The organism is Ruegeria sp. TASC047 (assembly GCF_059612445.1).
The window spans coordinates 91,680-105,778 of sequence record NZ_JBXWQP010000054.1 but is presented as its reverse complement, the minus strand read 5'-3'; the positions used below and the strand labels follow the sequence as shown (position 1 = coordinate 105,778).

General features: G+C 58.3%; 17 protein-coding genes and 1 pseudogene. 11 read left to right on the top strand and 7 right to left on the bottom strand.

What is annotated here, in order from left to right; translation table 11 throughout:
* Positions 1 to 5: 5 nt before the first annotated feature.
* From AC2FLO_RS19470 to AC2FLO_RS19460, 3 genes and pseudogenes are all read right to left on the bottom strand, one after another.
* Positions 6 to 627 (bottom strand): annotated as a pseudogene (locus tag AC2FLO_RS19470) (LysE family translocator).
* A complete protein-coding gene (locus AC2FLO_RS19465; protein ID WP_480483057.1) occupies positions 624 to 1,223 on the bottom strand; it encodes a metallophosphoesterase family protein in 600 nt (199 codons plus the stop codon). Before AC2FLO_RS19465 ends, AC2FLO_RS19470 begins: the two are co-directional and overlap by 4 nt.
* Entirely contained in the window at positions 1,220 to 1,987 is a 768-nt protein-coding gene (locus tag AC2FLO_RS19460) for a uracil-DNA glycosylase (protein WP_496752163.1), read from the bottom strand. Before AC2FLO_RS19460 ends, AC2FLO_RS19465 begins: the two co-directional genes overlap by 4 nt.
* An 83-nt stretch (positions 1,988 to 2,070) precedes the next feature.
* On the opposite strand from AC2FLO_RS19460, the gene AC2FLO_RS19455 reads away from it, so the two are divergent.
* The 8 genes from AC2FLO_RS19455 to AC2FLO_RS19420 all read left to right on the top strand — a co-directional run bounded on the left by AC2FLO_RS19455 (position 2,071) and on the right by AC2FLO_RS19420 (position 7,384).
* Positions 2,071 to 2,685: a scavenger receptor class F, member 2 gene (locus AC2FLO_RS19455; protein WP_496752161.1), complete on the top strand. Its 615-nt coding sequence runs from the start codon at positions 2,071 to 2,073 to the stop codon at positions 2,683 to 2,685.
* A gap of 59 nt (positions 2,686 to 2,744) precedes the next feature.
* Positions 2,745 to 3,680 carry an aspartate carbamoyltransferase catalytic subunit gene (locus AC2FLO_RS19450; RefSeq protein ID WP_267366053.1) on the top strand — a complete coding sequence of 312 codons (936 nt, stop codon included), beginning with the start codon at positions 2,745 to 2,747 and terminating at the stop codon, positions 3,678 to 3,680.
* Positions 3,677 to 4,195 (top strand): hypothetical protein, encoded by a 519-nt coding sequence (locus AC2FLO_RS19445; RefSeq protein WP_496752159.1) that lies wholly within the window; start codon positions 3,677 to 3,679, stop codon positions 4,193 to 4,195. Before AC2FLO_RS19450 ends, AC2FLO_RS19445 begins: the two co-directional genes overlap by 4 nt.
* Positions 4,180 to 4,566 (top strand): hypothetical protein, encoded by a 387-nt coding sequence (locus AC2FLO_RS19440; RefSeq protein WP_480585440.1) that lies wholly within the window; start codon positions 4,180 to 4,182, stop codon positions 4,564 to 4,566. Before AC2FLO_RS19445 ends, AC2FLO_RS19440 begins: the two co-directional genes overlap by 16 nt.
* Positions 4,563 to 5,843: a dihydroorotase gene (gene pyrC / locus AC2FLO_RS19435; protein WP_496752157.1), complete on the top strand. Its 1,281-nt coding sequence runs from the start codon at positions 4,563 to 4,565 to the stop codon at positions 5,841 to 5,843. The genes AC2FLO_RS19440 and pyrC overlap by 4 nt, the downstream gene beginning before the upstream one ends.
* Positions 5,843 to 6,448, top strand: a complete 606-nt coding sequence (plsY, locus tag AC2FLO_RS19430; RefSeq protein ID WP_480585434.1) for a glycerol-3-phosphate 1-O-acyltransferase PlsY — start codon at positions 5,843 to 5,845, stop codon at positions 6,446 to 6,448. Before pyrC ends, plsY begins: the two co-directional genes overlap by 1 nt.
* Complete coding sequence (locus AC2FLO_RS19425; RefSeq protein ID WP_480506671.1) at positions 6,445 to 6,714, top strand: hypothetical protein; 270 nt, start codon at positions 6,445 to 6,447, stop codon at positions 6,712 to 6,714. The genes plsY and AC2FLO_RS19425 overlap by 4 nt, the downstream gene beginning before the upstream one ends.
* 193 nt (positions 6,715 to 6,907) lie before the next feature.
* A complete protein-coding gene (locus tag AC2FLO_RS19420) occupies positions 6,908 to 7,384 on the top strand; it encodes a YHS domain-containing (seleno)protein (protein ID WP_496752155.1) in 477 nt (158 codons plus the stop codon).
* A 129-nt stretch (positions 7,385 to 7,513) separates the two neighbouring features.
* Here the strand turns inward: AC2FLO_RS19420 and AC2FLO_RS19415 are convergent, their stop codons facing one another.
* Positions 7,514 to 8,497: a quinone oxidoreductase family protein gene (locus AC2FLO_RS19415; RefSeq protein ID WP_496752153.1), complete on the bottom strand. Its 984-nt coding sequence runs from the start codon at positions 8,495 to 8,497 to the stop codon at positions 7,514 to 7,516.
* A 193-nt stretch (positions 8,498 to 8,690) separates the two neighbouring features.
* Between AC2FLO_RS19415 and AC2FLO_RS19410 the strand changes: the two genes are divergently transcribed.
* Positions 8,691 to 9,548 (top strand): DUF2189 domain-containing protein, encoded by an 858-nt coding sequence (locus AC2FLO_RS19410; protein ID WP_480585426.1) that lies wholly within the window; start codon positions 8,691 to 8,693, stop codon positions 9,546 to 9,548.
* Between the two features lie 30 nt (positions 9,549 to 9,578).
* Here the strand turns inward: AC2FLO_RS19410 and AC2FLO_RS19405 are convergent, their stop codons facing one another.
* On the bottom strand, positions 9,579 to 10,565 hold the full coding sequence (locus AC2FLO_RS19405) for an NAD(P)H-quinone oxidoreductase (protein ID WP_496752151.1): 987 nt from the start codon (positions 10,563 to 10,565) through the stop codon (positions 9,579 to 9,581).
* A gap of 61 nt (positions 10,566 to 10,626) precedes the next feature.
* On the bottom strand, positions 10,627 to 11,319 hold the full coding sequence (locus tag AC2FLO_RS19400) for a COQ9 family protein (RefSeq protein ID WP_267365542.1): 693 nt from the start codon (positions 11,317 to 11,319) through the stop codon (positions 10,627 to 10,629).
* 111 nt (positions 11,320 to 11,430) lie between these two features.
* Between AC2FLO_RS19400 and rpsU the strand changes: the two genes are divergently transcribed.
* Together rpsU and AC2FLO_RS19390 are read left to right on the top strand one after the other, a co-directional pair.
* Positions 11,431 to 11,637 carry a 30S ribosomal protein S21 gene (rpsU, locus tag AC2FLO_RS19395; protein WP_005614280.1) on the top strand — a complete coding sequence of 69 codons (207 nt, stop codon included), beginning with the start codon at positions 11,431 to 11,433 and terminating at the stop codon, positions 11,635 to 11,637.
* Positions 11,638 to 11,934: 297 nt separating this feature from the next.
* Positions 11,935 to 13,062 (top strand): CAP domain-containing protein, encoded by a 1,128-nt coding sequence (locus tag AC2FLO_RS19390; protein ID WP_496752148.1) that lies wholly within the window; start codon positions 11,935 to 11,937, stop codon positions 13,060 to 13,062.
* A gap of 48 nt (positions 13,063 to 13,110) precedes the next feature.
* Here the strand turns inward: AC2FLO_RS19390 and ppk2 are convergent, their stop codons facing one another.
* Complete coding sequence (gene ppk2, locus AC2FLO_RS19385; protein ID WP_267365547.1) at positions 13,111 to 14,049, bottom strand: polyphosphate kinase 2; 939 nt, start codon at positions 14,047 to 14,049, stop codon at positions 13,111 to 13,113.
* Positions 14,050 to 14,099 lie beyond the last annotated feature (50 nt).

Genomic DNA, 14,099 nt, shown 5'->3' with positions numbered 1-14,099 from the left:
TGGTGTCAGGCCCTTTCCAGAATGGCAAGCCGGACCGCAAGGGCCGCAAAAAATGCCCCCTGTAACCCAGCCCAGAATACGTGAGGTGCACGGATTCGAGACCAGATGGCGCCCCGCGCTTCCGGCGAAAACACCGACCAGCCCGTTCACGACGAACCCACCGATGCCGATGATTGTGCCGAAGATCAAAAACTGCATCAGGACCGACCCCCGCGACGGGTCTACAAATTGTGGGATAAAGGCCAGAACGAACAGAATAACCTTGGGGTTCGTCAGATTGACAAGCATCCCGTCCCGAAAGGACCACCGGGCCGGTTTGACGGGGGCCTTGGCCGACACTGCGCCATTTCGAACAGCACCCCAGGCAAGATACAACAGGTATGCAACACCAACCCAGCGAATGACATCGAACAGCCATGGCAAGGCCGCAACCGCCGCGCCAAGGCCCAGCCCAGCCAGAAGGACCTGTATCATTCCACCCGCGGAAATTCCGGCACTTGCGGCAATTGCAGCGCGCGGACCTGATCGCAGGCCCTGACCGAAACAGAACATCATATCCGCTCCCGGTGTCAGGTTCAGCGCCAGCGCAGCGGGAACGAAGGCAAGCAGCGTTACTGTCTCGATCATACGGCGACCTCGAACCAGTTTACCTTGGGACCAAGATTGGCGATCCGGGTGCGGCCGATCGAGCCGCGATATCCCCAGCTGTCGTGAATATGGCCGCAAAACGTGAAACGGGGCTGTATCCGCTCGATCGCGTCCCGAACAGCGATCGAGCCCACAGCCATGCCTTGCGAGGTCACATCCCCATGGCCCTTGGGCGGTGAGTGCGAAATCAGGATATCTGCTCCGCTGCAGCGCGCCAGCAGTTCGGCGGCCTCACCCTCGGTCAGATCGCAGGACCAATCACCAAACGGTGTGGGTGGAACACCGTAGCCAAGCCCGAACAGGCGCAATCCATCCACCGTCATTCCCGTTCCATGCAGAACATGCACACCCTCGGGCACAGCTTTGCCCAGATCCTCTGCGCTTTCTGCATTCCCGGGTATCAGGACCAGCGGCGCTGAAACGCCCGAAAGCATTTGCATCGCCTCGTCCAGACCCTGCCGCATATTGCAATAATCCCCTGCGCCGATAACCAGGTCGGCATCAGCGCTGGCCGCCACCAGATCAGCGGCGCGGTTGCGCGCCATATGAAGATCGGAAAACGCCAAGATCTTCATGACTCACCTCGCAGCCGGGCTTGTAACTCCAGCAGATCAGCCCAGGCCTGTCGCTTCATTTGCGGCTGGCGCAGCAAATAAGCTGGATGAAACATTGGGATCACAGGCAGGTCCATCGCCTGATCCCATTGGCCGCGCAATCGGGTAATCCCGCGCTTGCCCAGAACGGCCTGACAGCTGATATTACCCATCACCACCAGAACCTCGGGCCGGGCCAGCGCCACGTGACGTTCCAGGAAGGGCTTCATCATCCCGATTTCTTCGGGCTTTGGGTCACGGTTCTGTGGGGGCCGCCATGGCAGCACGTTTGTGATATAGACGTTCTGCCTGCGATCCAGATCAATCGCGGCCAACATGCGATCCAGCAACTGGCCCGCGCGCCCGACAAAGGGCTTGCCCTCGCGGTCTTCGTCGCGGCCCGGCGCCTCACCGATGATCATCACCCGCGCACCGGGCGTTCCATCAGCAAAAACCAACTGCCGCGCCCCGCGCTTCAGCTCGCAGTGATCAAAAGCTTCCATCGCATCGCGCAGCTGATCCAGTGACCCCGCCCCCTTGGCCGCTGCTTGCGCAACCGTTACCGGGTCGGTCCGTCCGGGCTTTGACGGGGTGGTTACCGCAACCTCTGCCCTCTTGGGCTTTGGTGACGTATCCGACACCGAATATCGATCAACCGGAGCGTCCCCGATTGCCTCGGTCACGCCCAGTTCGACCTGCCATTCCAGCAAGGCCCGTGCAGAGTAATAGTCCAAGCCCGATTCCATATGGATAATTTACCCGCCTGAGGGCTGATGGAAAGCGAATTGGGCTTGATCGGTCGCTCTGTCGCGCCGACCATCAGGGCACGATGCTCAGAACCTTGCGAATCCCCCTGATCGGGCTTGGGCTGGTGCTTACCGGCAATCCGGCATTGGCGACGTTCCACGACGCACAGGGCCAGTGCCGTGCGGGCCAGTTCAAATGCGGCACCACCTGTTGTTCCGGTGGTCAAAGATGCAGCTTTGATGGGCACTGCATACCGCTGGGCGGCACCTATTGCGGTGGCGGGCGCAGTTGCGGCCCGTTTGAACGCTGCGTGGCGGGTGGAGCGCGTTGTGCACCCGCAGGCGCGAACAAATGCACATCGCGTCTGGATTGCCCCGGTGACAGTTTTTGCAATGGGCGCGGCGAATGTGAACGGATCACACCAGATCCGGGTACAGCCCCTCCTACGATATGCGAGGATGGCCGAACTTGTGCGCGAGGCTCGTCCTGTCTGCCGGGTGGGGGGTGTTCCCGTCCTGGATGGTTCCTGTGCGAAGAAACAGGCTCGCAGTGCCGTCCGGGATTCAAATGCTCGGACCATCAGGGCTGCGTGCCGATCAAAGCCATCGACTGCGGATACGGCAAATGGTGCAAACCGGGTGAACAATGTCTGCCAGAGGGTGGCTGCGAAAAACTGCCAGAGGGTTCTGATCCTTAGGTTGCTTTGCACCGCGTGGCTTTCTATAAGCGGCCCGATTGTCAGACAGGAGCCCGCCCATGCGTTTCGCCCATCGTCACCTTCTTGGCATCGAGCATCTGTCGCAATCCGATATCACCGAAATTCTCGATCTGGCCGAAACCTATGTCGACATGAACCGCCAGTCGACCAAGCATTCGGATGTGTTGTCGGGGCTCACCCAGATCAACATGTTCTTTGAAAACTCGACCCGAACGCAGGCAAGCTTCGAACTGGCTGGCAAGCGTCTGGGTGCAGATGTGATGAACATGGCGATGCAGGCCAGTTCGATCAAAAAGGGCGAGACGCTGATCGACACTGCGCTGACCCTGAACGCGATGCATCCTGACCTTTTGGTGGTGCGTCACCCGCATTCGGGCGCGGTCGACCTGCTGGCGCAAAAGGTCAACTGCGCTGTTCTGAACGCAGGCGACGGGCGGCATGAACATCCGACACAAGCTTTGCTGGACGCGCTGACGATCCGCCGCGCCAAAGGTCGTCTGCACCGTCTGAACATCGCCATTTGCGGCGATGTCGCGCACTCTCGTGTTGCTCGATCCAATTTGATCCTGCTGGGCAAGATGGAAAACCGCATTCGTCTGATCGGCCCGCCTACACTCGTGCCGTCGCAATTCGCCGAGTTCGGGGCCGAGGTATATGACGACATGAACGAGGGTCTCAAAGACGTCGATGTGGTCATGATGCTGCGCCTTCAGAAAGAACGAATGGACGGAGGCTTCATCCCGTCAGAACGTGAGTACTACCACCGTTACGGCTTGAATGCGGAAAAGCTGGCGCTGGCCAAGCCCGATGCCATCGTCATGCACCCCGGCCCAATGAACCGCGGGGTTGAGATCGACGGAACCCTGGCTGATGACATCAATCGATCCGTAATACAGGAGCAGGTGGAGATGGGGGTCGCTGTCCGCATGGCCGCCATGGACCTTCTGGCCCGCAACCTGCGCGAGGTTGCATGAACAATCTGAAAGTCGCCCCCCATGAACGCGGCGTTCTGCGCCTGTTCACACTGGACATGCGCCCGGAAGAGGCAAAGTTCCTGCGCGAACCGGGTGCCGCCGATCAGGTGCTTGGCATCGACGGGCTGGACCCCGAGCAGATCGACATTTTTCCGGTATCCGACCTCGAAGCACTTGGGCTTTACGGCTATCTGAACGAAGGGTGCGGCGTGTCCGAGGATCAGTTGGACCGTGCGGCGCTGGCGCAGATCGGCGGATGGGTCATGGTTCTGCGCAGCGCCGCGTTCAAAGACCAGGCCACGACCCTTGAACCCGATCCCCGGCTTCACATGATTGGTCTTTTCACGGAAGAGGCGACCAATTGGACCGGCGGAACGATCGAAACCGACAGCGCCAAGCCTTTCTCGGCCCCGCAAACCGCGCCGATTGACAACAAACCGCTCCGCATAGGCTCGGCTGTTATGGCATTGATAGCACTTTTAATCACCGGAGGGATTCTGTGGCTGATCCTGTAGTCTTTGCCCCGGACAAGGGCGCGTATATCCGCACCAATGCATGGCTTGCGGCCGCTGCCATGGCCGGAGCAATGGCTGTCTTGTGGTTGACCGGCAATCCTTACGTCTGGACTGGAGCACCTGCCGGCCTCGCCGCAATTGGCATCCGCGCGTGGTATCTGGCGTCGGAAGAACTGGCTGCTAACTGGGAGATGACCGGCACTTTGTTGACCGGCCCCGGTCCACGCAAAGTATCGCTGAACCAGATCGAGGCGGTCAAAACCATGGGCAGTTTCGTACAAGTCGTTACCAAGGGCGGCGATAAACACCTGATCAAGTATCAGGCCGATCCCGCCGCCACGAAGGCCGCCATCGAAAGGGCTGTTCCATGACTTCCGTTCTTTTCGCCAACGCCCGCCTGATCGACCCCGAAGCCGGAACAGAGTCAACTGGCTGGTTGCAGGTAAACAATGGCCGGATTACCGCCCGAGGCGAAGGAAGCGCGCCGAGTACTGAAGGGCATATCGTAGATTGCAACGGCAAGTGCCTCGCCCCTGGCATCATCGATATTGGCGTCAAGGTCTGTGAACCCGGTGAACGTCATAAGGAAAGCTATCGGTCAGCAGGACTTGCTGCTGCAGCTGGCGGTGTCACGACGATTGTCACCCGACCGGATACTCTGCCAGCAGTCGACACACCGGAAACGCTGGAATTCGCGACACGCCGGGCGCAGGCCGATGCGCCAGTCAATGTTCTGCCGATGGCTGCCCTGACCAAAGGGCGCGAAGGGCGTGAGATGACCGAGATCGGGTTTCTGATGGACGCGGGCGCGATCGCCTTCACTGATTGCGATCACGTCATCACTAATACCAAGGTGTTTTCCCGTGCCCTGACCTATGCGAAATCCTGTGGCGCGCTTGTGATAGCCCACCCGCAAGAGCCGGTGCTGAGCGCCGGGGCCGCAGCGACCAGTGGCAAGTTCGCGGCACTGCGCGGCCTGCCCGTAGTGTCACCGATGGCAGAGCGGATGGGGCTGGACCGCGACATTGCCCTGCTGGAGATGACCGGTGCCGCCTATCACGCCGACCAAATCACCACTGCCCGGGCGCTGCCTGCACTGGAGCGCGCCAAGCGCAATGGGCTGGACATAACCGCAGGGACGTCGATCCACCACTTGACGTTGAACGAGCTTGACGTGGCCGACTATCGCACCTTCTTCAAGGTCAAGCCGCCGCTGCGATCAGAAGACGACAGGCAAGCGGTAATTGAAGCTGTTCGCACCGGGCTGATCGATATCATCAGCTCGATGCACACCCCTCAGGACGAAGAAAGCAAGCGCCTGCCGTTTGAAGAAGCGGCCTCGGGTGCGGTCGCACTGGAAACGCTTCTGCCCGCGGCCTTGCGCCTGTATCACGCGGGCCAGCTGGATCTGCCGACGCTTTTTCGGGCCATGGCCCTTAACCCGGCCAAGCGGCTTGGACTGGACAGCGGTCGCCTGTCGAAAGGCGCGCCAGCCGATCTGGTTCTGTTCGATCCGGATGTGCCTTTTGTGCTTGATCGGTTTGCACTAAAATCAAAATCTCAGAACACTCCATTTGACGGCCAGCGGATGCAAGGTAAGGTCATTTCGACTTATGTGGCAGGTAATGAAGTGTTCCGGAGACCCTGATGCCCCCAATCGACAACTCGACTAGCGAACTGCTCCAATGGGCGGTGGTTGGATACCTGATGGGCTCCATTCCCTTCGGCTTGTTGCTTGCCAAGATCATGGGGCTGGGAAATCTGCGCGAGATCGGGTCCGGGAATATCGGGGCGACAAATGTCCTGCGCACCGGCAACAAGGCCGCTGCGGCACTGACCTTGCTGTTTGACGCAGGCAAGGGGGCGGCGGCCGTTCTGATCGCACGCGCATATGCGGGTGAAGATGCGGCCCAGGTTGCCGCTCTTTTGGCGTTTCTAGGCCATTGCTTTCCGGTTTGGCTGAGCTTCAAGGGTGGCAAGGGCGTGGCAACCTTTCTGGGGCTTTGGCTGGCACTGGACTGGCGCATCGGTGTTGCCTGCTGCCTGACCTGGCTGGTCGCGGCGGCAATCTGGCGGATATCCTCGGTTGGCGCATTGGCTGCGGCCGCGCTGTCAACAACTTGGGTGTTGTTGCTGTCAAACGGGACTACATTTATCCTTGGGATAATTCTGACACTTCTGGTCTACTGGCGGCACAGCTCGAACGTTGCGCGGATCAAGGCCGGAACGGAACCCAGAATCGGAAAGCCGTGATCGCGCCAGACGGGTTTCTGTCTGCCCTTTTTGCACTGCCCTTGGGCAGTTTCACCGGAACCTCCGGCGGTCGACGCTATGTTGTTGTGCGTCAACGAATGGCGGGTGGTAAATCCCACAAGCTGGTTGCACACGAACTGGGCGGAGCCGACTATATCAGCCTGAACCTGTATCAGACCATGGGCAGCGGCGCGTTGCTAAGACCCTGTGAAATGTCCGCATGCAAAGTCATCGCATTTGTCCTGAACCTAAGGCCGGATGCCTGAGGTGAGATCGGCAAAAAAGAACAGTGGCTCTATCACCTGCGCACAATCACAAATCATTGTTTTGAACGTGATCAGCCCGCTTCCCAAATCGCTATCGTGACGGTCAATTACGGGCCACACAGGACAACAATCTGGGCCTTACGGCGGCAATTTTCGCGGTGCCGAACGGGCTCTTTTCACGAAAGGTGAAGCAATGAACAAGTTTAAATCTCTGATCACTGGCGTGGCACTGTCTGTCACATTGGCAACCTCCGCGCTGGCGGCTGGCGTTGAAATCAACGCAAGCTCGACCGGTCTGGCCATGCAGGGTTATGACCCGGTGGCGTACTTCACCGCTGGCGAGGCAACCAAAGGCGACTACCGCATCACTGCGTTGCACGATGAGGCACTGTACCGGTTCTCGTCGGAAGAAAACAAAGTAGCCTTTGAGGCCAACCCCGAAGCATACCTGCCCGCATATGGTGGCTATTGTGCCTTCGGCGCGGCCATGGGCTTTAAATTCGACGGCGACCCGAACCACTGGAAGATCGTCGACAACAAACTGTACCTGAACCTGTCCAAAGACATTCAGGAGCGCTGGGAAGGCGACATCCCGGGTTTCATCGAAAGCGCGAGCGCAAACTGGGAAACGATTGCTGAAAAATCCCCGGCAGAGCTGCAATCGCAGTAAGATCTGACTATTTCAGGCACAGCGGCGGCGGGTTTTCCGCCGCCGTATGTTTTTTGAACACCTCTCATCCTTCCCCAGCGGGCGAAACATATATCCGCATTCAAAGGACAATGGCGTTTGGGTACTGCGTTACAGATCCAGAATTGTGCTGCCGGTCGTTTGCCGCGCTTCAAGCGCACGATGCGCATCAGCAACCTGATCCAAGGCAAAACGCTGATCGACATGGATTTTGACCTCACCCCCCTCGACTTTGCCAAACAGGCGACGCGCCATTGCCTGACACACCGCATGATCCGCGATATGTGTAAATAACGTGGGCCGTGTGATCTTGAGCGAGCCTTTCTGGCCCAGAATCCCAAGGTTGAACGGTGGAACCGGGCCCGAGGCGTTGCCGAAGGAAATCATCATGCCCAGCGGTTTCAGGCAATCCAGTGATCCTTCGAATGTGTCCGCCCCAACCGAGTCCATCACCACGTCGACGCCCTGACCCTTTGTAATCTCAACCACGCGTTCTGCGAAATTCTCGGACCTGTAATTGATGCAATGCGCGGCCCCGTTAAACCGGGCAAGGCTGCATTTTTCGTCACTCCCCGCCGTTCCGATCAAGGTGATGCCTTCGGATTTAGCCCATTGGCATGCAATCAACCCGACCCCACCAGCTGCCGCATGGAACAGAACCGTATCGCCCCGTTTCAACGGTGTGGTCCGGTGAAACAGGTATTCAACCGTCAGACCTTTCAGCATCATCGCGGCGCCGGCTTCGAATGTGATGCCATCCGGTAGCGGGCAAACCTGCGCTGCGGGCATCACACGCGCCTCGCAATATGCACCGGGCGGGGCTGCGGCGTAAGCGGCCCGCTGCCCCGGCTGAAGATGCGTTACCCCTTCCCCAACCGCTTCAACGGTACCCGCCGCTTCCATGCCTAAAGCATGTGGAAGATCAAGGGGATACAGGCCGGTGCGTTGATATACGTCGATGAAATTCAACCCGCAGGCCTGATGCCGAATACGTATCTCACCCGGACCGGGGTCGCCCACTGGCCTGTCTTCGATCCGCAGAACCTCAGGCCCACCAAATTCATGAATCACAACCGTTTTCGCTGTTTTCTGCATCCTGACCTCCTCTTGCCTGCCATCAAGCTAACATGACTGTGACACAGGGCAATCCGTCCGATGCCGGAGTATTGATCCAGATTTCGCAAATTTATGCTATACTGAGGCATCGCGTTGCCGGTTGATCCGGCCACGGGCAACTGAATGCCGGATCCGTTCCGCGGCGCAATTCTCGCCAGGGAAGGGTGAAGAAATGGCTAAGACAATCGGAAATCCGATCAGCTGGGCGGCCCAGGCTCTGGGCGCCACAAGTGACCACGTCACGGAAAGTGTCTCGCAACTTGGCAGTACAGATCCGACGCAACTGCCAATGGTACAGACCTTGACCCTGCAAGACCTGCGGGCCTGCCTGAGGGCGGGGTATCAGGATTTTCTCGAAACCCGAGCAGATGTCGTTTTCATTGTCCTGGTCTACCCGGTTGCGGGGCTTTTGATGTTCGGCTTTGCCCTGAACGCCAATCTGGTTCCGCTTCTGGCCCCTCTGGTCGCTGGCTTCGCGCTGATCGGACCTGTTGCGGCCGTGGGCCTCTATGAGATCAGCCGTAAACGTGAACAGGGCAGCGAGGTTCACTGGCTGGACGCATTTGGTGTGCTTCGATCGCCGTCGTTCGGAGCAATTCTGGTTTTGGGGTTTTACCTAGTAATGCTGCTGCTGCTTTGGCTAATGGTGGCGCAAAGCATTCACACCTACACGATGGGCCCCGAGGTTCCAGCGTCGCTCAGCGCATTTGCCACGCAGGTGTTCACGACCTCTGCGGGCTGGACGATGGTCATTGTCGGAACTGCGGTTGGGTTTGTTTTTGCCCTTTGCGCTCTGGCGATCAGCGTGGTCAGTTTTCCCTTACTGCTGGACCGCAAAGTGGGCCTGCCGGTTGCTGTTGTGACATCATTCAGAGTGCTGCGTCACAACCCCGGAGTCATTCTGACCTGGGGGTTCATTGTAGCGGTGCTTTTGTTCCTGGGGGCTTTGCCGCTGCTGTTGGGTCTTATCGTGGTGATGCCCGTTCTGGGTCATGCCACGTGGCATCTGTATCGCCGAGCCGTTGCGTAAACGCGCGGGACACGCCCGCGCATTCAAAACTCAACCCGCGATCTTCAGAACAATCTTGCCAATATGACCCGAGCTTTCCATGCGCGCATGGGCGGCGGCTGCCTCGGTCAGATCAAACTCGCTGTCCATCACGGGCGCAACTTTTCCGGCTTCCAAAAGAGGCCAGACAGCTTCGCGCAGGTCCTGCGCGATTTGCGCCTTGGCCAGATCGCTTTGCGGGCGCAGGGTGCTGCCGGTCAGGGTCAGACGCTTGACCATCATCAGGGCAAAGTTCAGCTCGACCACAGGCCCTTGCAGAAACGCGATTTGCACCAGCCGCCCATCCTCGGCCAGAGCTTTGACGTTGCGCGGAATGTAACCACCGCCGACCATATCAAGGATCAGGTTTGCCCCACCTTCGGCGCGCATGGCTGCTACGAAATCCTCGTTTCGATAGTTGATCGCCTTTTCCGCGCCCAGCTTGACGCAAGCCTCACATTTCTCATCCGACCCAGCCGTGGCAAAAACGCGCGCGTCAAAGGCATTGGCCAGTTGGATTGCCGTCGTACCAATTCCGCTGGACCCACCGTGAACCAAAAAGCGTTCACCTGCCTTCAACCCGCCACGCATGAACACGTTGGACCAGACTGTAAAGAAGGTCTCGGGCAGACACGCTGCCTCTTTCATTCCCATACCTGCAGGCACTGGCAAACAATGGGCCGCTGGGGTCGAAACGTATTCCGCATATCCTCCGCCCGGCAGCAGTGCGCAGACCCGATCGCCGACAGACAGTCCTTCAACCCCCGCACCGACTGAAACCACTTCGCCCGAAGCCTCAAGCCCCGGCAGGTCGCTGGCGCCCGGCGGCGGATCGTAAGCGCCCGCGCGTTGCAAAGCATCGGGGCGGTTCACCCCGGCATAGGACACTTTCAATACAACCTGTCCGGCCCCCGGCTTAGGGATAGGCCGTTCGGTCAGCTGCAAAACATCGGGACCACCCGGTTGAGTGATCTCAACAGCACGCATCATCTGGGTCATAGGCACCTCCTTTGCCCAATGCCTAACAGGCATCAGAGGCAAGGCCCAGCACCAAGACGCGTTACTTTCTGGGGTTCAACATGCCCGGCAGATCACCCCGCATCTTGGACGGCGCCCTCACCTGACCCGCCAGCCAGTTCGGAACTGCAAGAAAGGGTTTCAACACCGGGTTGTCACGTACCTGAGCCTTGAGCTTTTCGAACTCCATGACATTTGCAATCCGGCGATCCAGAAACTCCCACGTGCGCTGATGGTTCGGGCTGTCATCGCCCAGCCAGAACAGCAAGGTCGAGGAATAGACCCCCGACAAGGTTGCCCGTTTGGTGTACCAGTTCACATCTTCTGACGTATCGCCCAGCGTGTCCCAGATCAGATCGCAGGTCTGCCATAACGCCTTGGCCCCATCGGCCGCATATGCTGGCAGGGAAAACAGCGTCATGCCCCGGCGCACCAGCTCTTTGTCTTCAACAGCCTGCAACCGGAACCTGACCGCAGCGGCAATCCTGTCGCGGAATTTTAGCCCGCTCATGTCCTCGGACCTGAGGCGGTCCAGCATCACCTGATCGCCGCGCGCATGAAAGGCCAGTGCCAGATCAACCGCCCCGCGCGGGCAGATTGCACGTGCCAAACCGTCATCCAGACCACAATCGGATACCGAGGCGCGAAAGCTGGTTTCCGACCAGCCGTCGAAAGGAACATGGTTCAGCATCGCGTCCAAAAGCTGCCGTTTTGCATCTTCATATGTGGTGGTCATGACGGTTCTCCGGTTGTCAGGCCCAGTACTAGACAAGTTAGGGCGGCTTTGCTATACGGCCAACTCCTGCAATTTCCTTGCAACTCTATCTAGAAAGGTGGTGACAACCACATGCAGGTTAGTGTTCGCGACAATAACGTCGATCAGGCGCTTCGTGCCCTGAAGAAAAAGCTGCAGCGCGAAGGCGTGTTCCGTGAAATGAAGCTCAAGCAACATTTCGAGAAACCGTCCGAGAAAAAAGCGCGCGAGAAAGCTGAAGCGATTCGCCGTGCCCGTAAACTGGCGCGCAAGAAAGCCCAGCGCGAAGGTCTGCTTTAAGATCTTTGATTTCGTCCAGCTTTGGATGACACTATTTGACGACCCCCGAGGCATGGCCCGGGGGTTTGTCGTTTCAGGGCTCGGATACAATCCGCCGACTCGTGGTTCAGGTTGTGCGGCAAGCTGCCAATTCCGTACAGGCAGTGTTTTGCCCGGCGCTTTGCAGCGCAGCGAATCTCGTCTCGGTAGCATCGCGCCGCCAAAACTCGCCTGAATTGCGCCGCCCTCTATCGCCCCCGACGTCCCCGCCTCTAAGTGAGCCCGTCCGCAAGGGCACAAACACAAACGGAGGCAAATATGTCGACTGCAAGTACATACGAACGCGAGATGCTGGCGCTGATAAACCAGGAGCGCACATCCCGCGGGCTCAACCCGCTGCAGCTTGAAACGCAGCTGAACGACTCGTCCGAAGATCACAGCACCTGGATGCTGAATACAGACACCTTCAGCCACACCGGTTCAGGCGGTTCCAGCGCAACCCAGCGGATGCAAAACGCGGGATTCGATCTTGAAGGAAGCTGGCGCACCGGGGAAAACATCGCATGGCAGTCCGAACGCGGCGCGCCGGGTATCAGCGACGATGTCACCCAGTTGCATCAAAACCTGATGAACAGCCCGGGTCACCGCGCCAATATTCTGAACCCGGATTTCAAGTATATCGGGATCGGGATCGAAACCGGTGACATGCAGGGCTTCGATGCCGTGATGGTCACGCAAAACTTTGCCGCAACCGACGCGGCTGTCATGCTGGACAACGGCAATACAAACGCCCCGCCCGTTCCTCCGACAACACCGGACGAGGTTGCCGAGCCCGAGGAACCAGAAACCGAAACCCCGGATACTGACGTCACCGAGACCGAAGAGCCTGTGACTGAGACCCCCGGAACCGGGGAACCGACCCCCGAAACACCGGACACCGATGTCACAGAGACTGAAGAGCCGGACCCCGAGACACCTGATACCGACGTCACTGAGACCGAAGAACCGGAACCTGAAACCCCCGGTACCGAGGAACCAACACCCGAAACACCGGACACTGACGTAACCGAAACTGAAGAACCGGAACCTGAAGCGCCGGATACTGACGTCACCGAAACCGAAGACCCGCAACCTGAAACGCCCGATACTGAAGTCGTCGATGGTGGTGAGCCGGAAGCCTTCTGCTTTGATATTCAGGCATTCCTGGATGAAATCGCCAGCTTCCTTGAAAACCTGCAAGCGCAGTTTGACGAGTTTGATTGGCGCGACGACATGAATGACGGCATTGATGTGGCAGATGTCGACGATGTCGATATCATGCCGACCATAGATACCACTCCGGAGACCGAGATTGAGCCTGTCGACACCGAAACGGCCGAAGACGATGGCTGCGATGTCTTCATGATCAATATCTTCACCCATGACTGCATGATGGATGCAGCCTGATCACTTGAAATTGTGCGAGGTCGGTCCTGCCGGCCTCGCATGCGTTACTCAGTAAATCTTTGGGACGTAAAGCTCGTCTGGCAATACCCGCCGCTCGTATTCAGGATTGTACCGCCGGTCCGGCAAATTGACCTTTTCCTGTGGCACGTCTTCGTAGGGGATTCTTGTCAACAGATGCTCGATACAATTCAGACGTTCGCGTTTCTTGTCATTGCCCTCAACGATATACCACGGTGCTTCAGGTATGTTGGTTCGAAACAACATGTCTTCCTTGGCCTTCGTGTACGCCTCCCAGCGAATGCGGGATTCAAGATCCATCGGTGACAGTTTCCACTGTTTCATCGGGTCGTGAATACGCATGAGGAACCGCAGTTGTTGCTCTTCATCCGTGATCGAAAACCAGTATTTCAGCAGAATGATCCCTGACCGCACCAGCATCCGTTCAAATTCGGGAACGTCCTGAAAGAACTGTTCGACCTGATCCTCGGACGCAAAGCCCATCACTCGCTCAACCCCCGCCCTGTTGTACCACGAGCGGTCGAACAACACGATCTCACCAGCCGCAGGCAGATGCGGCACGTAGCGTTGAAAGTACCATTGGCTCTGTTCGCGGCGACTGGGGGCAGGCAGAGCGACCACACGGGCGACACGGGGGTTCAGGCGCTGCGTGATCCGTTTGATCACGCCCCCCTTGCCCGCACTATCACGGCCTTCAAACAGGATACAAACCTTGGCGCCAGTGTGCTGAACCCAATCCTGCACCTTGATCAACTCAGCCTGCAACCGCAGCAGGTTTCGGAAATAGACTTTGCGATCCAGCATTTCGGGGTGCTGGTCCCGATAGATTTTGCGGACTTCCATCGACAGCATAGGCTCGCTGAACTCGATTTCGAAGTCTTCATCCAGCGTGTCTTCCAATTCGGCCTCAAGCCAGTTCTTGGTGCCCCCATCGTTCTCGTAAGCCAAGATCAGCTCCTTCTCAGTCATCGGGTTCGAACCATATCGGGCCTGTGTAACCGCCTGATGTCATCAGATAA